Genomic DNA, 19105 nt, shown 5'->3' with positions numbered 1-19105 from the left:
CGGCTAGCGTAGCGCGACGACGCGCCGCCATGGCCTGATCTTGCTCAGTTCAGGTTCGAGCTTTCGGCGCGCGACCTCGATGTCGTATGCAGCCTGCGCGCGCAGCCAGTAGCCATCGGACAGCCCGAAAAACCGGCACAGCCGCAAATCGGTATCGGCCGTGATGGAGCGGCGCCCGAGCACGATCTGCCCGATCCGCTGCACGGGAATGCCCGTCTCCTTTGCCAAGCGATACTGCGAGATGCCGAGCGGGACGAGAAACTCCTCCCGCAGCAGCTCGCCCGGCGTAACCGGGTCGAGCGGAATACCCGCAGGCACCGTCTCAACGATAGTCGACGATTTCAACATCCTCAGTACCTCCTTCGACCCATTTGAAGCGTATGAGGGACAATCGCATTTCTATATTAGAACATATGTTCGTATACTGCAAGGCGATTGCCCTTCCGCGTCAATGCTCCCTACTCCTGTCGTCGCCCCCTATGCTCCTCTCGTCGTTTTCCCTGCTCCTGATAGACAAAACGCCTTGCCTGCACTCGCCTCCCCGACGAGGATGAGGCCACGGGCAAACACCCAGCCATCCACCGGAAACGACGAAAGGAAGCCTCATGAGGAAACAAGGAATCGAACGCGACGCACGGAAGGAGCAGAACGATGAGCGCAACGCATAATGCCGTCCTCTCCATGGAGGGCGTCTGCCTCTCCTTCGGCGCGAAGCGCGTACTCGACGGCCTCACGTTCAGCGTGGAGCGGGGCACATGCTTCGGCTTCCTCGGCCCCTCAGGCGCGGGTAAGACGACCACGATCAAGCTGCTCACCCGCCAGCTTACGGCAGACGCCGGGCGCATCGGCCTCTTCGGACGCCCCATTGAGCACGCGAGTGGTGCGGATTACGACCGCATCGGAATCCTCTCGGACACAAGCTCCCTCTACGAACGGCTCTCCATCGAGGAGAACCTCAGACTCTATGCGCACATCCGCGGGCGCGGAGCACGCGACATCGACCGCTTGCTCGAGCGGATGGGACTCGACCGCGACCGCCGTACCCTCATCAAGAACTGCTCGAAGGGCATGCGGCAGCGCGCAGCGCTCCTCGCTGCCCTCATCCACAGCCCGGAGCTCGTCTTCCTTGACGAACCCACAAGCGGCCTCGATCCGGCGGCTCGCGCCGAGGTGCACCGGATGCTCGCCGAGCTTAAGCGCGGGGGCACCACCATCTTCATCACGACACACGACATGACCGAGGCCGAGACGCTCTGCGACCAGCTCGCCATCCTCGATGCCGGACGCATCATCGCGCTCGACGCGCCGGCATCGCTTACCATGAGGTTCGCGCGCAACCGCATCGTGGTCACGACGCGCACCCAAGGCGTCCTCGAGCTAACAAAAGACGCCAAGGCCGCAAACACCGTGCGCGACCTGCTCGCTGCGGGCGAGGTCATCACCATGCACTCGGATGAACCCGATCTCGAGGAAGTCTTCCTCGAGCTCACCGGAAGGGAGTTTTAGATGAACGCGACCCTGCGGCGCATCGGCGCCCTGGCAAACAAGGACTTCGCCGACCTGTTCAAGAATCCCACGATGTTCACAGTGTGTCTCATGCCCATCGGCTTTATGCTGCTCTTCCGCTTAATCATGGGCGACACCACCGCAGGCTCAGATCTCACCGGCGCCGAGGCCGCGCGGGCGGGGGAGGCAGTCGGGCGCTACCTACTCGGCTCCGGCTTGTGCATGTCCGTCGGCATGGTAGTTCCCATGGTGCTCATCTACGGCATCGCCGAGGAGAAGGAGAAGCGCACCCTGCGCACGCTCATGCTCGCCAACGTGGGGGCGGGCGAGGTCGCAACCTCGAAAGGCGCTGTGGCGCTGGCAGCGACCATGGTGGTGGGCGCGGGTTGCTTCTTCGCTGCCGGCGGCGCGCCGGGGCTCTTGCCCGCATACCTGCTCCTCACCTTCCTGGGCGCGGTGCCGGTGACGCTCATCTCCCTCGTGCTGGGGCTCGCGTCGCGCGACCAGATGACCGCCGGGTTCTTCAGCGTGCCCGTGTTGCTGCTCGTGCTCGTTCCGACCTTCGGCGTGGCGAGCGCGGCGATCGAGGCCTTTGCTCGCGTGACCCCGCTCGGCGGCGTCTACGACCTGCTCAACCTTGCCGCAGAGGGGCAGCTCCTCACAGCGGAAGCGCTCACGCCGCTCGCCGTGACCCTCGCCTGGACGGCGGCGGGCGCCGTCGCGTTCGCAGCCCTCTTCCGCCGGCTCGCGCGCGACAACTGACCCTGAGGCGCGCCAGGTTCCAGATTTCACGAAACACCCAGCTCGCGGGCGCGTAACCTGCTACTCTACCATCGGTCGAGTGAACTCAACTGGCGGTCGGTTGAGTGCGGATGCGCCCTATGGAACGATGGGGTCGCTCGAAAAGCCGCCGACGAAAGGACACCCATGGCACAGAAGAGCTTCGGCGCCACCATCTCCGCCCTCCGCAAGCAGAAGGGCATGACCCAGCTCGACCTCGCCCGACAGATGGGCGTGACCGACAAAGCCGTGTCCAAGTGGGAGCGCGACCTCTCGTTTCCCGACGTGGCAACCCTCCCCAAGCTCGCCGAGCTCCTCGACACCTCGGTCGACGAGCTGCTCGAGGTGCAGACGGCTGCCAAGAACCCGGAAGGCGCGCGAACGAAGGCGCCCGCACTCGTGCGCCTCGTCCTCAAGGCCGTCGCGCTCGCCATGGGCGTCGGCGTGACCGCGCTCACTATCATGGACGAGGTCGAGCCGCGAAACGCCTTCTGCCTGCTCGGCATCGGCGTCGCCTGCCTGGGGATCGTCCAGCTCATGGATGGCGGGGAGGCCGACGAGTAGGCGCTGCCGCCGACGGACGGGCTAGGCGGCGCAGCTGCCCGATCGCGCCGCTCCGCCTATCCGCTCACGCTGCGCAGCAGGTCGGCAGGGTCCACGTCGTAGAGCTTCGCGAGCTTGATGAGGTTCGTGGTGCTCGGCTCGGACGTGCCCTGCTCCCACTTGCTCACCGCCTGCCGGCTCACGCCCACGTGCTGGGCGACGAACTCCTGCGTCATCCGGCAGCGCTCGCGCTCCGCGCGCAGCGCCTCGCCGAGCGAGCGGCGCACGGCGACCGTCTGGGCGTCCTTGCGCGCGCGTTCCTGGCGGACGAACCAGCGGATCGCGAGCACCGCGGCCACCACGAAGAGCAGCCACGGCAGCACATTCACGACAAGTATCGTGAAGATGATGAACAGTTCATACGCGCTCGGGTACATGGTGGCTCCTTGTCTCTCGCGTCCTATGATACGGGAAGTGTCGCGCAGGCCGCCCGTTGCCTCCACCACCTATCGCGCAACATGCGGTTGCATATCGGTTGCGCGCGCTATTTCGCCGAACAGACCGCCCGCCACGCCCCCGCCCGTGCTCCCGCCCGCGCCTTTCACCGCGCGAAACCGGCTGTTCGCCCAGTATGGGCGCGCCGGCGTCCCCGCACCGGCCGCAACGGGTATACGAGTCATATCAGCGGCCGCGTGCCGCATGAGCTCGAGGGAGGTTGCCATGTCCATGTACTTCCGCAACATCTTGGTTCCCTACGACGAGTCCGACCACGCGCTCAGCGCCCTGCACACCGCGCTCGCCATGGTGGGCGACGAGCCGGACGCGAAGGTGCACGTCGTCACCATCATCCCCGCCCGCGCCCTGCCCGGCGTCCCGTTCACCGGCGACGGCTTCGACGTCTCGCCCACCGTCGTGAACCCCGAGAGCTACGACCAGCTCATGGACGTCCTCGTGAGCCGCACCCGCACCGACCTGCAGCAGGTGGTGAAGGAATCGCTCGACGGCGCGCGCTGCAAGGTGTCCGTGGACGCCGTCATCGATGCCTCGCCCGTGGAGGGCATCGCGAATTACGTCGAGAACAACAACATCGACCTCGTGGTCATGGGGCGGCGCGGCGTGGGCGCGCTGCGCGGCATGCTCGGCAGCGTGAGCTACGGCGTGCTCCGCTCTGTGGATGTGCCCATCCTCACCGTGAAATAGCGGATGGGAAGCGTGCGCCGGGCACGGCGGCGCGCGGCGGGGCGGATGCCTGGAACCCCCGGGCGTCCGCCCCGCATCTGTTAGCGCGCCGTGACCGCCCCGTCACGCACCTTCCAGGTCGCCGTCGTGCAGCCGTCGAGGAACACGCGGTCGTGGCTCACGAGCAGAAGCGCCCCGGGATACGCCGCGAGCGCGCGCTCGAGCGCCTCGGTGGAATGCAGATCGAGGTGGTTCGTGGGCTCGTCCATGATGATGAGCGCGGGATGCTCGAGCATGCCGAGCGCGAGCATGAGCTTGCGCAGCTCGCCGGGGCTCGTCGCGCCACCGTCCAGGATGCGGTCGGGGTCGGAGTTGAGCTGCGCCACCGTGGAGAGCACGCGGCCGCGCTCCGCATCCGAAAGGTGGCGCACGCGCTCGAGCACCTGCGCGCGGCGCGCCGGGTCGAGCTCCTGCGGGATGTCGAGGACGACGAGGTCGCGCGCGATGCGCGGGCGGATATGGCCGAGCAGGGTCGATTTACCGGCGCCGTTCGGCCCCACGATGCCGATGTGGTCGCGGTTCCCCACGAAGAGCTCGGGGATATGGAGCGTACCGGCGCCACACGGGATGCGCGCCTCGGCGATGCGCACCACCACCTTGCGCGGGCTCGGGGCGGCGTCGACCCACAGGTCGCCGTCATAGCGCTTGTGCACGAACGCCGCGCCCACGCGCCGCTCGGCCGCCTGCATGCGCGCGTCCATCTGCGACGACAGCCTGCCGCGGGCACCGTCCTGCCCGGTGAAGATCGCGAGGTCGATCTTGGCCTTCGCCGAACGGTCCTTCGGGTCGATGTGCCGCTTGCTGCGGCGCGCCTGGGCACGGGCCGCTTCGTGGGCGCGGGCGTCCTTCTCGGCCGCGAGGCGCGCGAGCTCGCCCTTCGCCGCGCGTCGCTCGCGCACCACGGTCGCGCGCTCGAGCTCCGCCTGCGCGTGCGCCGCCGTGTAGCCGCCCTGCCGCACCACGATGCCGCCCGCCTCGAACGAGGCGCAGCGCGCGGCGACCTCGTCGAGCAGCTCGCGGTCGTGGCTGATGAGGATGCCGATGCCCTTGAAGCCCTGGATAAGCCCCGCGATGCGCGCGCGGGCGTCATGGTCGATGTGGTTCGTGGGCTCGTCGAGCACGAGTACGTCCGGCCGCTGCCAGAGCGCGCACGCGACCTGCAGCTTCTTGCGCTCGCCGAACGAGAGCTCGTCGTAGCGCCAGGGCATGTCGTCCTCGATGCCGAGCGCTACGCGGAGGGCGCGCGCGTCCCGACCGAAGTCCGCAGCGAAGTCGAACAAGCCCGCGGGCGGGTCGTCCGTCTCCTGCGCGCAGTACGCGCTCGCGAGGTGCGGCGACACGCTGCCCGCGTCCGGCACGATGAGGCCGCAGGCGATCTTCGCGAGCGTGGTCTTCCCGCAGCCGTTGTCGCCCAGAAGGCCGGTCCAGCCCTCCGGGAAGGCGATGCTCACGCGGTCGAGGATGGGTTCGAACGATGAGGGGTAGGCGTACGTCACGCCCGAAAGGGTAAGCTGCATGGGGGCTCCTTCGCTGGTCGCAGGCAGCATCCGCGCTCGGCGCGGCATCGCGCTGCCATCTCATCAAGACATTGATCTAGCGAATCTTCACCGAGCTTCCCTTCCGTCGGTTCCGGTGGCGCCGCCACGCGCGCTGCGAGGACCCTCTGCCCTCGCCCGGTCGACACGCCGAGTATACGCCGCGGTGCATGCAGGGTCAATTGCCCGCCCCTCGCTCGCCGCGCGGCCGGACAACGCGCCCGCACGGTACAATAGCCAGCATCGGCCTTTCGCGCGCCGGGCTCGGCGGCGCGAACATCGAGAAACGGAGGCAGCCATGCTCGACGTGAGGCGCGCCCTCAAAGCTGCCCAGGTACCCGCGCGCACGCGCACCCTGCCCCTCTCGACCCCTTGGGGCGAAGCGATCGCTTCCGCGGGAGACGACGCCCCAGTTCTGCCCGAACACCCCCGCCCCACCACGCGGCGCGACGCGTACACCATGCTCAACGGCATGTGGGAGTACGCGTTCACCCCGCTTCCCGTGGAGCTTCCCCCGCGCAACACCCGCACGGGAGACGCCCGACCCTTGGCGCTCAACCGCGATGAGGCGCTTGCCGTGGTGAGCAGCGCCCTTGCGCCCATCACCTTCAACAGCGGCCGCATCCGCGTCCCCTTCTCTCCCGAGGCCCCGCTCTCCGGGGTGAACCGCATGCTCCGGCCGGACGAGCTCCTGTGGTACCGCCGGACCTTCGAGCCGCCCGCGCTCACCGCAGGCGAACGGCTCATCCTGCACTTCGAGGCGGTCGACTGGGTGTGCGCGGTCTACGTGAACGGGCAGCTCGCCGGCGAGCACGCGGGCGGGTACCTCCCCTTCGACATCGACGCCACGCCCTATCTCCGCCCTGCGAGCACAGAGCCTACGGAGCTCATGCTCTGCGTGTACGACCCCTCCGACGCGGGCGTGCAGCCGCGCGGCAAGCAGAGCCTCGCGCCCGGGGGCATCTGGTACACCGCGCAGAGCGGCATCTGGCAAAGTGTATGGTACGAAGTCGTGCCGGCGATGCATCTCACGTCGCTCTCCCTGAGCGGCGCGGCGGACGGCACGCTTGCGATCGATGCACGGGCGGCAGGTGCCGAAGCATCCGGCCGCGCCCTCGAGCTCACCGTCCTCGACCACGCGGGGGCTACGGTGCTTCAACAGACCCTCCCGCTTGACGCGCGCGGGAGGCTCCGAGCCACGCTCGCCGTCGAGAACCCGCACCGGTGGTCGCCGGACGACCCGTACCTCTACCAGGTGAAGGCCCGGCTCTGTGAGGGTTCGCCCACGACAGCCGCGTCCGCTCCGGACAGCGTCGAGAGCTACTGCGCGTTTCGCACCGTCTCCATCGAGCGCGATGCCCAGGGCGTGCCGCGCTTCTTCCTCAACGGCGAGCCGTATTTCGTGAAGGGCGTGCTCGACCAGGGCTACTGGCCGGATGGCCTCATGACCGCCCCCTCGGATGAGGCGCTCATCCACGACATCTCCGCCATGAAGGCCGCGGGCTTCACCATGATGCGCAAGCACCTCAAGATCGAGTGCGCACGCTGGTACTACCACTGCGACCGGCTCGGCATGCTCGTATGGCAGGACGCCGTGCAGGGCGGCGGCCCGTACAGCCTGTGGCATATCAGCCGCAAGCCCACGGTGTTCAAGCGCACCTGGGGCCGCTTCCGCGACGACATCCCGCCCCATCGGGCCGCCCTCGCGTCCACCGACGTGCGCTACCAGCTCGAATGGAACGAGACCTGCGCAGCCATGGTGCGCCTGCTCGCATGCCACCCCTCGATCGCCACCTGGTCGCTCTTCAACGAGGGCATGGGGCAGTTCGATGCCCGCGCAGCGGCCGAGCACATCCACGGCATCGACGCGACGCGCCCCATCGATGCCGTGAGCGGCTGGTTCGACCAGCATTGCGGGGACTACCTCTCGCAGCACAACTACTTCCGCCCGCTCACCGCGGACCGCGACCGCGGGCACCTCTCCGGCTACGTCGCCCAGCGCGGATTCCGTGCGCTCTTCCTCTCGGAATTCGGCGGATGGGGGCAGCCGGTCGAAGGGCACCGGTTCTCGGACGCCGCCTACGGCTACGGCGAGTTCGACGGCATCGATGCATGGCGCGCGGCGGTGCGCGCGTCGCTCGCCGCCGCGGGGGACCTCGAGGCACACGGCCTTGCGGGCTACGTCTACACGCAGCTCTCCGACGTCGAAGACGAGGTCAACGGCCTCATCACCTACGATCGCCGCGTATGTAAAATTACCCCAGGGGTTTTTTAACATCCCGCCGAGAAGAATGCGGCGTCGGCGGGGCGGTACGGCCGCAACCGCGCCGCATCGACCTCCGTGTGGGCGTGCTCCGGCACGTCGCGCCACGTGACCGTGAAGCCGGCGCCGTGGCTGCAGAACACGGAATCCGGCGTATGGGGAAGGTCGGCCTCGGGGTCGTACCCTTCCGCCGCGATGACCGCCTCCGCATCATGGCACGCGCGGTATCCCGAGAACGCGAGCGAGAGCCGGCCGCGGCCGCCCGTGTAACGCGCGACCTCGAGCGCGTACGCGCCGACCTCGGAAGCCGGCACCGCGCCCTCGATGCGCGCCTGGCCGCCCTCAGCCAGGGGAGACGAGAATTCCGCCGCCATGCGCGCAAGGTCAGCGAGCGCGCGCCCCACGTTCTCCGCGGGGACGGTGAGACGGAACCGGTACCAAGGTTCCAGCAGCACGCAATCCCCGCGCTCGCGGGCACACATGAGCGCCTGCCGGATCGCCCGGTACGTCGCCTGGCGGAAATCCCCTCCCTCGGTGTGCTTCAGGTGCGCGCGGCCGGCGAGGAGCGTGATCCGGACATCGGTGAGCGGGGCGCCGATGAGCACGCCCGCATGGTCGCGCTCCATGGCGTGCGTCAAGATGAGCCGCTGCCAATTGCGGTCGAGGTCGTCCTCCGCGCAGCGCGTGCCGAACTCCAGCCCCGAGCCGCGCGACAAGGGCTCGAGCATGAGCCGCACCTCGGCATAATGGCGGAGCGGCTCGAAATGCCCCACGCCCTCGACGGGCGCCGCGATCGTTTCCCTGTACAGGATGCCGCCTGTCCCGAAGGAGACCTCCATGCCGTAGCGCTCGCGCAGCTGCTCGCGGACCACATCCTGCTGCACCTCGCCCATGAGCTGCACGTGCGCTTCCTGCAGCTGCTCATGCCAGGTGACGCCCAACAGCGGGTCCTCGCTCGCAAGCTCGCGCAGCGCGCGCACGAGCGCGGTGGCGTCCAGCCCCTCGGAGGGAATCACCTGGTAGGAAAGAACGGGCGCGAGCACCGGCTGCTCGCCGACGGGCTCCGCGCCGAGCACGCACCCCGGCGTCGCTTGGGAAAGCCCGGTCACGGCGCACACCTGCCCCGCGGGAACCTCGGCGACCGTTTCGAAGCTCGCCCCCTGGTAGCGGCGGACCTCGTCGATCTTCTCCGTCCACGCCTCCCCGCGCAGGCCCCGGCCGTCCACCAGGTCCTTCGCACGCAAGATGCCGCCCGTGACCTTGAGCCAGGCGTGCCGCTCGCCGCGCGCGCCCCTGCTCACGCGGTACACGCGGGCGGCGAACGCCTCCGGCCACGTTCGCTCGGCGATGAGGGCAACAAGGCCATCGAGAAGCCCCTCGACGCCCTCCTCGCGCAGCGCCGCGCCGAAGAAGCACGGGACGATGGCGCGCTCGGCAACCAGGCGCGCGCACGTGCTCGCGGCGAGCATGCCGGAATCGAGGTATTCCTCGAGCGCCGCCTCATCCGTCGCGGCCGCGTCCTCGAGCGCCGCCTCGGAGCCCGCGAGCAGCGCCGCCCCGTCCACGCAGCCCGCCGAGAGCCGTTCGCGCAGCTCGCGCATGAGCGCTTCGCGGCCGGGATGCTCCAGGTCCATTTTGTTCACGAAGATGAAGGTCGGGACGGAGGCGCGCTCGAGCAGGCTCCAGAGCGTCTCGGTGTGCCCCTGCACGCCGTCGTTCGCCCCCACCACGAGGATCGCGTAGTCGAGCGCCTGGAGCGTGCGCTCGGCCTCGGCAGAGAAATCGACGTGGCCGGGCGCGTCGACGAGCATGAGGTGCGCGCCCTTCCAGTCGAGTGCGGCCTGCGCGGAGAAGATGGTGATCCCGCGCGCCCGCTCCATGGCGTCAGTATCCAGGTGGGAGGCGCCCTTGTCCACGCGCCCGGCCGCGCGGATGGCGCCCGAGACGTGCAGCATGGCCTCGGCGAGCGTCGTCTTGCCCGCATCGACGTGCGCCAGAAGCCCTATAACCGCCTGAGCTGCCACGCGGCCTCCCCTCTTCCCCGCCGACCCGTTGGAGCTGGGCGCGGATGCTGCCCCGCCGGGACGCGCCGGTAGCGCAGAGGGCTCCCTCATGGAGCCCTCTCGCATGCGCGCCACTCGCCAGCAGATTACCGACGGGTGCTCACCGCGCTCTGTTGTGTCTGCGTTTCAAACACGCTGTCGGGAAGAGTATAGCAGCGCCCTCGAACGGAGCCCGTTACCAGATCCCGAGCATGTGCTGCATGCCGAGCGACACCACCGTGATGGCGATCCAGCATACGAGACCCATGAGGATGGGCTTGCCGCCCGTGCGCACGAGCTTCACGATGTTCGTGTTGAAGCCGATGGCGGCCATCGCCATGATGATGAAGAACTTGCTGAGCTCCTTGATGGGCGCGGTCACGGCGGGCGGCAGCGCGAAGACCGTAGTCACCACGCTCGCGAGCACGAAGAAGATGATGAAGAACGGGAAGATGCGCTTGAGGTCGAAGCTGCCCGCGACCTCGCCCGTGCCCTCGCCCTCCGCAGCGGCCTTCTTGGCGAGGTGAATCTGCCAGAACGCGAGTGCGAGCGTGATGGGGATGATGGCGAGCGTGCGCGTGAGCTTGACGATGGTCGCCTCATCGAGCGTGTTCGCGCCGGGGTGCATGCCATCCCACGCCGCCGCGGCCGCCGTGACCGACGAGGTGTCGTTCACCGCGGTGCCCGCGAAGAGGCCGAAGCCCTCGTTGGAGAGGCCGAGGATGACGCCGAGCGTGGGGAACACGAGGGCGGCGATGACGTTGAAGAGGAAGATGACGCTGATGGACTGGGCGATCTCCTCGTCGTCCGCGTCGATGACGGGCGCGGTCGCCGCGATGGCCGAGCCGCCGCAGATGGACGAGCCCACGCCCACGAGCGTGGAGATCTTGCCGGGGATCTTGAGCGCGCGGTGCAACACGTACGCGACGATGAGCGAGGTGGCGATCGTCGCGACGATGATGGGCAGCGAGGTCATGCCCACTTGCGCGATCTGGGCGAGGTTGAGGCCGAAGCCCAGCAGGATCACCGCCCACTGGAGCACCTTCTTGGAGGTGAACTTGATGCCCGCGGCGAGCGGCTCGCCGGCGCGCCCGGGCACCAGGAGCGCCAGCACCATGCCGATGATGATGGCGAAGACCGGGCCGCCGATCACTTCGAACTGCTTGCCGAGCAGCCATGCCGGCACCGCGATGATGAACGCGAACAGCACGCCCTTCCAAAGGTTTCTGAAGTCCTTGATAAGCTCCATGCAGCCGTTCCTTTCCGATGGATTCCGTTGCTTTGAAGCTACCACCATCGCTTATAATGATTTCTATCGAATTGCTTATATATTCATAAGAATTATTTACGGTCTGCTCGCTTGCGCGCTGACGCGTCCGCGCTGCCACCGCCTCCGCCCGCCCCGCCGAAAGGAGCCCCATGCTCGACTACCGCGTGCACACGTTCCTCGCCGTCTACCGCAGCCGCAGCTTCACGCAGGCGGCGCGCGAGCTCCACATCACGCAGCCCGCGGTGTCGCAGCATATCCGGCACCTCGAGCGGCACTACGGGGCGCGGCTCTTCGAGAAGACGACGCGCGGCGCCGAGCCCACCGAGGCGGGGCGGATGCTCTACCGCGCCCTCTCCGTGATGGAGAACGACGAGGAGCGCCTGTGCGCGGAGCTTCGCGCCGGCGCGCAGGGAGCGGACGCCACGCCCCTGCACCTGGGGTGCACGCGCACCGTGGCGGACTACGCGGTGCCGCGCATCCTCGCGCAGCGCGCGGCCGCTCGCCCGGCGAAGCCCATCTGCATGCGCGTGGGAAACACCGCCGAGCTCCTCGCCCTCATGGATACGGGCGAGGTCGATTGCGCGCTCGTCGAGGGGTCGTTCGACCGGACGGCCTTCGACTTCGCCGTCTTCTCACGGGAGCCGTTCATCGCCGTCGCGAGCCCCGAGCTGGCGGAGCGCCTCCGTGCGGGCGGGGCGCGGGGCATCGAAGGGCTCTTGGGCGCGCGGCTCATCCTGCGCGAAGTGGGCTCGGGCACCCGCGACATCCTCGAGCGGAACCTCGCAGCGCACGACCTCGGAACGGCGGACTTCGCCGGCGTCATCGAGCTCGCGAGCATCCCCGCGATCCTTGCCTGCGTCGAGGCGGGCGCGGGAATCTCGTTCCTGTACCGCATCGCCGCCGAGCGCGAACTCGCCGCGGGCGCCCTCGTCGACGTCACGCCCCGGGACTTCACCATCGAGCACGACTTCTCGCTCGTCTGGCAGCGTGGCAGCATCTACGCGGACAGCTACCGCGCGCTCCTGCGCGCCTGGCGAAAGGTTGCCGAGGCGGGCGCCGCCCGGTAGCACGCCCTATGCGTCCGCGAGCGCATCGGCGACGCGCCCTGCGGCATAGAGGGGGTCTTTGGCGGATGCCGACGTCGGTTTCAACCAATTTTGGCGGATGCCGACGTCGGTTTCAGCCAATTTTTGGCGGATGCCGACATCGGTTTCAGCCAAAATATGGCGGATACCGACATCGGCATCCGCCATCATGGGTCGAGCAAAGGCATCAGAGCGGATCCGCGCTGCTCCCCTACCCCTCGAACCGCGGACTGCTCGCCAACGGCTGCGCACTCAGCACGCGCGCGGCGGCCGCCTCGTACTCGGCGGTGGTGCGCGCCTTCCGCACGGCGCGATGCACCGCGGTTGAATCGGCGAAAGCGAACTTGGCGTAGGACCACCATTCCTTCATGCGGAACACCGCGTTGCCGCCTATCTCCGCCTTGTAGGCGCCGTACAGCTCGTCGTGGAATCGCGCGAGCTCGCTGGCCGCGAGCGCCCCACCGCCGCGCAGCTCGCGTGCGAGCGCGGGGTTGGTCAGGATGCCACGGCCGAGCATCACATGGCGCGTCTGGGGGTATGCCGCGCAGAGGGCATCCAGGTCGGCGCGGCAACATATGTCGCCGTTGTACGCCACGGGGAACGGGGCGCGCGCCAGGGTCTCACCGTACGCCTCCCAGCGCGGTTTGCCCTGGTAGCGGTCTTTCTGCACGCGCGGATGGACGATGAGCTCCTTGAGCGGAAGGCGGCAGTAGATGCCGAGGATGCGCCCGTATTCAGCGTCGTCCGCGATGCCGATCCGCGTCTTGACCGACACGGGCAGCGGCGAGCGGGCGCACACATCCTGCAGGAACGCCTCGAGCGCGTCCGGATCCCGCAGGAATCCTGACCCCCGCCCCTTGGCGACGACCGTCCCCGACGGGCAGCCCAGGTTGAGGTTCACCTCCGCATAGCCCATATCGGCGAGCAGCCGCGCGGCCCAGACGAAGCGGTCCGCATCGTTCGTGAGCAGCTGGGGGACGACATCGAGTCCCCGGTTGGCGGCCGGATCGAGCTCCTTGCGCGCGCGGCCGCCGAACGCCGACCCCACCTGCGGCGGGGTGAGAAACGGCGTGTAGTAGCGGTCGAGTGCGCCGAAGCAGGCGGCGTGCACCTGCCGAAAGGCGTGACCCGTTATCCCCTCCATGGGCGCCAGCGAGAAAAGCATCGAGAATCCCCTCGTTCACGGCATCGTGTGACAGCGGCTGCGGGCCGCACGGGCTACGGCTATTCCCATATCGCCGCAGACCCGTAGATACTATCACCCCATGGGAACCGAGGACGGCTGGGGGGGGTTGGTTGGGGACGTGTTCCTTTCAACCCCTTTTTGGTTGAGGGCGCGCTCGTATCAGCCGCCTCAAAAGGGGTTGAAAGGAACACGTCCCCAACCAACCCATTCCGGGCGCTACTTCCACCCATGCGCCGTGGACGAGCCGGGACGGGCGCGCACCACGACGTACGCGCCGAGCGATGCCGCGATCAAGCCGGCCAGGCAGCGGATGCAGGCGTCGGCGGTGGGGTCGTGCGGAAAGCCCAGCAGCGACAGGAACGCCTCCTGCGTGAGGGAGAGCGCGATGAGCGAGCTCGCCAGCGAGATGATCCGAAGCGCCTTCTCGATGGCCGTCTTCGCGCCGCGCGTCTGGATGAGGTGCCGGATGTTGAGCCCGATCTCCAAAAACGTGAACGCGACGATCGCGAACGCCGCGGTCTTCGGGTAGACCCTCGATGGGTTGAAGAAGCTCCACGTCGCGTACGCCACGTAGAGCAGGCTCGCCGCCGTGAGCATGCCGCCCGCGATCCGAGCGTAGCGCCGGGACGAGCCGGAGCCGGCGCGCACCGCGCCCGTCGCCGTGACCAGGCGCGACGCCCCCATGAACAGCGTATAGAGGCCGTTGACGCACGCGAAGAGCGACGTGCCGAGCACGCCCGACACGATCTTGCCGATGCCGATCACGGTGTGCCACGCCCCGAGCACCGTCGCCAGGTACAGCGCCCGCGCGGTCGAGGCGTCGTAGTCCTTCCGTACCTTCTCGCCGACGGCGACCGCGTCCCGGAGCACGTCCTGGGCGCGCTGCCCGGCGGCATGGGGCTCGCGCGCCGCGCGCTTCGCATCCGCATTGTTCTTGGCACCGAGGGACACCGCGACCTCCCCGCAACTCCGACCCACGCTACTCCCATTGTGCCCCTGGTTCCGCTGCAGCTCAAGAATGGGTTGGTTGGGGACGTGTTCCTTTCAACCCCTTTTGAGGAAGGCGGCCGATGCGAACGCGCCCCCGCCAAAAAGGGGTTGAAAGGAACACGTCCCCAACCAACCCATCCCGATCTGGCACGCTACTCGGCGGCGGGGCGGCGGGTCTTCACGCCGAAGCAGAAGTAGAGGATGTGGAAGATCCACACGCAGAGCAGCACGAGCTGGCCCAGGCGCACCGCGTGCATCATGGCGAAGCCGATGGACATGAGGATGGTCACCGTCACCATCACGCGGATCTTCGTCGCCCAGTCCATCCCCTTGCCCGAGACGAAGCCCTCGAGGTTCTTCCGGTAGAGCGCGGTGCCCGTGAACCACGTGTGCAGCCGCTCGGAGCTCTTGGCGAAGCAGTATGCGGAGAGCATCAGGAACGGGAACGCCGGCAGCAGCGGCACCACCGCGCCGATGGCCCCCAGCACGAGCCCGATGCAACCCACCACGATCAGCAGAACCTTCTTGACGTTCATCACGCCTCCTCGTTTCCCATCCTCCGGGCCTCAGCCCTGGTCTCATACACATGCCGCAACGCCGCCACAGGGTGATGGAAGATCATCCGCGGGCCGGCGAAGCGCATGACCTCGCGGATCTTCTCGCGCATCGCGGGCCTATAGCAGTGCACCCGGCAATTGGAGCAGAACGTCTTCTCCTCCATGAACGGGCAGCGATCGCTGCGCCGGCGCGCGTACGCCGCGAGCTCGGCGCACTCCGGGCAGAGCTCGCCGCCCCGCGTCCCGTGCTTGGCACGGCACCACAGCGCGATCATCTCGCTCACCATGCGCTTCTCGCGCTCCCGCTTGGCGCGCACGCGCGGCGAGTCGCTTCGGTTGCGCGCGGCGCCCATCAGCACACCCTCCCCTGCTCGACCGAGACCACCTCGTCGGCGATGCGCATCGTCGAGGCGCGGTGCGAGACGAGCAGCACGGTCCTGCCCTCCCGCTCGCGCGCGAGCGCGCGCAGGATCACCGCCTCGTTCAGGCTATCGAGATTGCTCGTCGGCTCGTCGAGCAGCATGAACGGGGCGTCGCGCAGAAAGGCGCGGGCGAGGCCGATTCGCTGGCGCTCGCCGCCGGAGAGCGCGTCGCCGAGCTCCCCCACGGGCGTGTCGTAGCCCTGGGGCAGCGAGCAGATGAAGTCGTGCAACGACGCCTTGCGGCACGCGGTCTCGACCTCCTCGTCCGTCGCGTCGAGCTTGGCGATTCGCAGGTTCTCCCTGATGCTGTCCCGGAAGAGGTGGGTCTCCTGCGTGACGAAGGACTCGAGCGCGCGCAGGTTCGCGGTGTTTACGTCCGACACGCTCCTGCCCGAGACCTCGACCGACCCCGCCGCGGGCTCCCAGAAGCGCATGAAGAGCTTGAGCAGCGTGGACTTGCCGCTGCCGCTCCGCCCGGTGATGCCGACGATCTTCCCCTCGGGCGCCTCGAGTGTGATGCCGTCGAGCACCGGCTCGCCGTCGTAGGAGAAGGCCACGTCGCGCGCCGCCGCGCCGGCGAAGCCCGTGTGCGCACGGCCTTGCACGTCCTCGACCTGCGGATCCTCGTCCAGGATGTCGAGCACGCGGTTGCCCGCCGCGAACGTCGCCTGCAGCGTGCTCCCCAGGTTCGCGAGCGCGATCACCGGGCCGAACGAGCCCATGAGCGCCACGGTGGGGACGAGCACGCCGGCGAGCGGCGCCCCCTCGGGCGCGAGCCAGGCGGCGAGCAGGAGCATCCCCACATCGAGCAAAAGGACGCCCGCGCTCGAGGCGGCGGCGTTCCTGCCGGCGACGCGCTTCAGACGCGCCTCGTCCGCGGTGAGCGCGTCCGTTCGTGCGCGCAGCTCCTTGAGGCGCGCCTCGCCCTGGTCGTACTGCAGGATCTCGTCGAGCCCACGCAGGCTGTCGAGGACGAACCCCGAGAGCTCGCCCGAGCGCGTGCGGAAGCGCAGGCCGTCATCGCCTGCCGCGCGCGAGGCCAGCCACGGCTGCACGATGCCCACGAGCGCGTACGAGAGCGCCGCGTACGCACCCAAGACCGGGTTGAACGACCCGATGAACGCCACGAGGATCGCGCAGAACGCGAGCGCGATGAGCGCGGGCGAGATGGTGTGCGCGTAGAACACCTCGAGCAGCTCGATGTCGGAGGTGATGACGGAGATGAGCTCGCCCTTGCCGCGCCCCTCGAGCTTGGCCGGGGCGAGGCGGCGGAGCGCCCGGAACATCCGGTCGCGGATGAGCGCGAGCAGCTTGAAGGCGATGAAGTGGTTGCACGCCTGCTCGCCGTAGCGCAGCACGCCGCGCGCCACCGCGCAGAGCGCCATCGCAACCACGATGCCCACAAGCGGCAGCGCCGCCTCACCCAGAACGGAGAGCACACCGTATGCGCCGAGCACGGTGAGGGCCGTCGCGCACAGGTGCCCGGCGAGCCCGAGCGCCACCGCGAGCGCCATGTACCCCGCGAGCGGGCGCACCAGCCCCACGAGCCGCGCCATCACGCCGATACCGGTCCTTCTCATGCGGCGACCTCCTCAGTCCCGAAGTTCTCAAGTTCCTGCTGGGCGTCCCACAGCTCGGCATAGGCGCCGCCGCGGGTGACGAGCTCGTCATGGGTGCCCCGCTCGGCCACGGAGCCGGCGTCGAGCACCACGATCTGGTCCGCCGCGCGCACGCTGGCCAGGCGGTGCGAGATGAGCAGCACCGTCCGGTCGCGCGCGAGCCCGGCGATGACCGCCATGATGGCGTCCTCGCTCTCCACGTCCACGTTCGAGGCCGCCTCGTCGAAGATGTAGACGCGGCTGTCGTGCAGGAGCGCGCGGGCGAGCGCGAGGCGCTGGCGCTGGCCGCCGGAGAGGTTCGACGCCTGCTCGGTGAGGCGCGTGTCGAGCCCCTTGCCCGCGCGCAGGAAGCCGGCGAGCCGCGTGGCCTCGAGCGCCCGCCAGAGCTCGTCGTCGGTGGCGTCCGGCTTGGCGGCGAGCAGGTTCTCGCGCACCGTGCCGCGGAACAGGTAGCCCGCATGGCCCACGTAGGTCACCTGCCGCATGAGGTCGGCCGGGTCGAGCTCGGAAAGCTCCACGCCGCCCACGGTGACGGAGCCCGTGTAGACGCGGTTCCTGCCCATGAGCACCGAGGCGAGCGTCGACTTGCCGCAGCCGCTCTCGCCCACGATCGCCGTGAACGACCCCTCGGGAACCGTGAGGTCCACATCGGCGAGCGCGGAGCGCGCGGCACCCTCGCCCTGGTAGGTGAAGCCGAGCCCCGCGACGCGCAGGTCCGCGCGCGCCGGCATGGCCGCCGTGCCCCGCGCGGGCTCCTCGGCATCGAGCAGGCGGAAGATCTTGTCGCTCGCCGCCATGCCGTTCATGGCGATGTGGAAGAACGACCCCAGCTGGCGCATGGGCAGGAAGTAGTCGGCCGCGAGCAGCATGATCATGAGGCAGCCGGTGAGCCCGACCGCGCCCGACTGGAGCTGGAAGAGGCCCACCGCGATGCCCGCCGCCGCGCCGCCATAGGCCACGATGTCCATGATGGCGATGGAGTTGAGCTGCATGACGAGCACGCGCATGGTGATGCGCCGGAACTCCTCCGCCCGCTCGTTCATCTCGCGCTGCTTCATCTCGTCCGCGCCGTAGACCTTGAGGGTCGTGAGGCCCTGGAGGTTCTCGAGGAACGTGTCGCCGAGCGCCGTGTAGCTCCCCCAGTACTTGGAGAGCAGGCGCTTCGCCCACGTCTGCACGACGGCGATGGCGACGGGGATGAGCGGCACGCACACGAGCAGCACCACGGCCGCCGGCAGGCTCACCGGTGCGAGCACGGCGAAGAGCGTGAGCGGCGCGAGCAGGGCGTAGAAGAGCTGCGGCAGGTAGGCGCCGAAGTACGTCTCGAGCTGGTCGACGCCCTCGACGGAGACCTGCACCACCTCCGAGGTGAGCGCGTGCTCGCGATACGACGGGCCGAGGCGCAGGAGCTTCTCGTAGATGACGGGGCGCAGGCGGCGTTTCACCGCGCTCGAGGCACGGAAGCTCGCCCACGACGCGCCGCTCGTGCACAGGGCGCGCACGGCGATGGCCGCGAGCGCGATGGCGGCCAGGGCAACGAGGTCGCCCCGCGTCACCGCGTGCGCGAAGACGCGCCCGAGCACGCGGCAGATCGCCGTGACCAGGCAGATGTTCGCGACGAGGGAGACCCATTGGAAGGCGACGTTCAGCGCGATGTAGCGCCTGCTCTCGGGCACCAGCCCCACGAGCCGCTTGTTGATCATATCTAACCGCTTTCTGGTCATGCGGCCGCACCCCACGGCGGCCGCTGCGCCCCAAACGGTTAGACATAGTAAACTATTTCTCGAGAGATTAGAAGTGGCTAACTTTTTGAGGGGCGGTGGGTTGGTTGGGGACGTGTTCCTTTCAACCCCTTTTTTGCGCCGGATTCCCAAAGTGAGCGAAACGAACGGTTTATACGGGGGTGCCCAAGTAGCCGGAAAAACGGCAACTTCGCTACCTGCACTGATAATTTGCAATATGGTCGTACCGCCGTTCGGCGGATACCATGTCGGTACGCGGCGCGGTGACCCATCTACCTGCTGGCGCCCCCGCGGGGCCGCCTTCAAAGCGACCTGTCCCGCGCCGC

General features: G+C 68.6%; 18 protein-coding genes. 6 read left to right on the top strand and 12 right to left on the bottom strand.

The window, feature by feature from the left end:
- Positions 1-3 precede the first annotated feature (3 nt).
- The gene (locus tag B5G02_RS04410) at positions 4-348 is read right to left on the bottom strand and encodes a HigA family addiction module antitoxin (protein ID WP_019239560.1); all 345 of its coding nucleotides are present in this window, start codon (positions 346-348) and stop codon (positions 4-6) included.
- Positions 349-651: 303 nt separating this feature from the next.
- On the opposite strand from B5G02_RS04410, the gene B5G02_RS04405 reads away from it, so the two are divergent.
- From B5G02_RS04405 to B5G02_RS04395, 3 genes are all read left to right on the top strand, one after another.
- Positions 652-1506: an ABC transporter ATP-binding protein gene (locus B5G02_RS04405; protein WP_019239561.1), complete on the top strand. Its 855-nt coding sequence runs from the start codon at positions 652-654 to the stop codon at positions 1504-1506.
- Positions 1507-2268 carry an ABC transporter permease gene (locus B5G02_RS04400; protein WP_019239562.1) on the top strand — a complete coding sequence of 254 codons (762 nt, stop codon included), beginning with the start codon at positions 1507-1509 and terminating at the stop codon, positions 2266-2268. It begins immediately after the preceding gene.
- A 165-nt stretch (positions 2269-2433) separates the two neighbouring features.
- Complete coding sequence (locus tag B5G02_RS04395) at positions 2434-2850, top strand: helix-turn-helix domain-containing protein (RefSeq protein WP_094335335.1); 417 nt, start codon at positions 2434-2436, stop codon at positions 2848-2850.
- Between the two features lie 56 nt (positions 2851-2906).
- Here the strand turns inward: B5G02_RS04395 and B5G02_RS04390 are convergent, their stop codons facing one another.
- On the bottom strand, positions 2907-3266 hold the full coding sequence (locus B5G02_RS04390; protein ID WP_019239565.1) for a helix-turn-helix domain-containing protein: 360 nt from the start codon (positions 3264-3266) through the stop codon (positions 2907-2909).
- A 283-nt stretch (positions 3267-3549) separates the two neighbouring features.
- Here B5G02_RS04390 and B5G02_RS04385 point away from each other — a divergent pair, with 283 nt between their 5' ends.
- The gene (locus B5G02_RS04385) at positions 3550-4029 is read left to right on the top strand and encodes a universal stress protein (protein ID WP_019239566.1); all 480 of its coding nucleotides are present in this window, start codon (positions 3550-3552) and stop codon (positions 4027-4029) included.
- 80 nt (positions 4030-4109) lie between these two features.
- Here B5G02_RS04385 and B5G02_RS04380 read toward each other — a convergent pair whose 3' ends face one another.
- Entirely contained in the window at positions 4110-5585 is a 1476-nt protein-coding gene (locus B5G02_RS04380; protein WP_094335334.1) for an ATP-binding cassette domain-containing protein, read from the bottom strand.
- A 316-nt stretch (positions 5586-5901) separates the two neighbouring features.
- Here B5G02_RS04380 and B5G02_RS04375 point away from each other — a divergent pair, with 316 nt between their 5' ends.
- Complete coding sequence (locus tag B5G02_RS04375) at positions 5902-7878, top strand: glycoside hydrolase family 2 protein (protein WP_094335333.1); 1977 nt, start codon at positions 5902-5904, stop codon at positions 7876-7878.
- Here the strand turns inward: B5G02_RS04375 and B5G02_RS04370 are convergent.
- A complete protein-coding gene (locus B5G02_RS04370) occupies positions 7875-9890 on the bottom strand; it encodes an elongation factor G (protein ID WP_094335332.1) in 2016 nt (671 codons plus the stop codon). The genes B5G02_RS04375 and B5G02_RS04370 overlap by 4 nt on opposite strands.
- A 214-nt stretch (positions 9891-10104) precedes the next feature.
- Positions 10105-11157, bottom strand: a complete 1053-nt coding sequence (locus B5G02_RS04365) for a YeiH family protein (protein WP_094335331.1) — start codon at positions 11155-11157, stop codon at positions 10105-10107.
- 170 nt (positions 11158-11327) lie between these two features.
- Between B5G02_RS04365 and B5G02_RS04360 the strand changes: the two genes are divergently transcribed.
- Positions 11328-12245 (top strand): LysR family transcriptional regulator, encoded by a 918-nt coding sequence (locus B5G02_RS04360; RefSeq protein ID WP_094335330.1) that lies wholly within the window; start codon positions 11328-11330, stop codon positions 12243-12245.
- Positions 12246-12251: 6 nt separating this feature from the next.
- On the opposite strand, the gene B5G02_RS04355 is transcribed toward B5G02_RS04360, so the two are convergent.
- From B5G02_RS04355 to B5G02_RS04325, 7 genes are all read right to left on the bottom strand, one after another.
- Positions 12252-12434: a hypothetical protein gene (locus B5G02_RS04355; protein ID WP_019239576.1), complete on the bottom strand. Its 183-nt coding sequence runs from the start codon at positions 12432-12434 to the stop codon at positions 12252-12254.
- Between the two features lie 40 nt (positions 12435-12474).
- The gene (locus B5G02_RS04350) at positions 12475-13428 is read right to left on the bottom strand and encodes a tRNA dihydrouridine synthase (RefSeq protein WP_094335329.1); all 954 of its coding nucleotides are present in this window, start codon (positions 13426-13428) and stop codon (positions 12475-12477) included.
- A 237-nt stretch (positions 13429-13665) separates the two neighbouring features.
- Entirely contained in the window at positions 13666-14400 is a 735-nt protein-coding gene (locus B5G02_RS04345) for a hypothetical protein (protein WP_094335328.1), read from the bottom strand.
- 191 nt (positions 14401-14591) lie between these two features.
- A complete protein-coding gene (locus B5G02_RS04340) occupies positions 14592-14975 on the bottom strand; it encodes a YbaN family protein (RefSeq protein WP_094335327.1) in 384 nt (127 codons plus the stop codon).
- The gene (locus B5G02_RS04335) at positions 14975-15349 is read right to left on the bottom strand and encodes a nitrous oxide-stimulated promoter family protein (protein WP_094335326.1); all 375 of its coding nucleotides are present in this window, start codon (positions 15347-15349) and stop codon (positions 14975-14977) included. Before B5G02_RS04335 ends, B5G02_RS04340 begins: the two co-directional genes overlap by 1 nt.
- Positions 15349-16998, bottom strand: a complete 1650-nt coding sequence (gene cydC / locus B5G02_RS04330) for a thiol reductant ABC exporter subunit CydC (protein ID WP_342631419.1) — start codon at positions 16996-16998, stop codon at positions 15349-15351. Before cydC ends, B5G02_RS04335 begins: the two co-directional genes overlap by 1 nt.
- Positions 16995-18740, bottom strand: a complete 1746-nt coding sequence (locus tag B5G02_RS04325; RefSeq protein WP_094335324.1) for an ABC transporter ATP-binding protein/permease — start codon at positions 18738-18740, stop codon at positions 16995-16997. Before B5G02_RS04325 ends, cydC begins: the two co-directional genes overlap by 4 nt.
- Positions 18741-19105: the final 365 nt, after the last annotated feature.

The sequence above is a fragment of the [Collinsella] massiliensis genome (genome assembly GCF_002161605.1).
Taxonomy (GTDB): domain Bacteria; phylum Actinomycetota; class Coriobacteriia; order Coriobacteriales; family Coriobacteriaceae; genus Enorma.
Note: the sequence above shows the minus strand (reverse complement) of the source record. Positions and strands in the feature narration are given on the sequence as shown.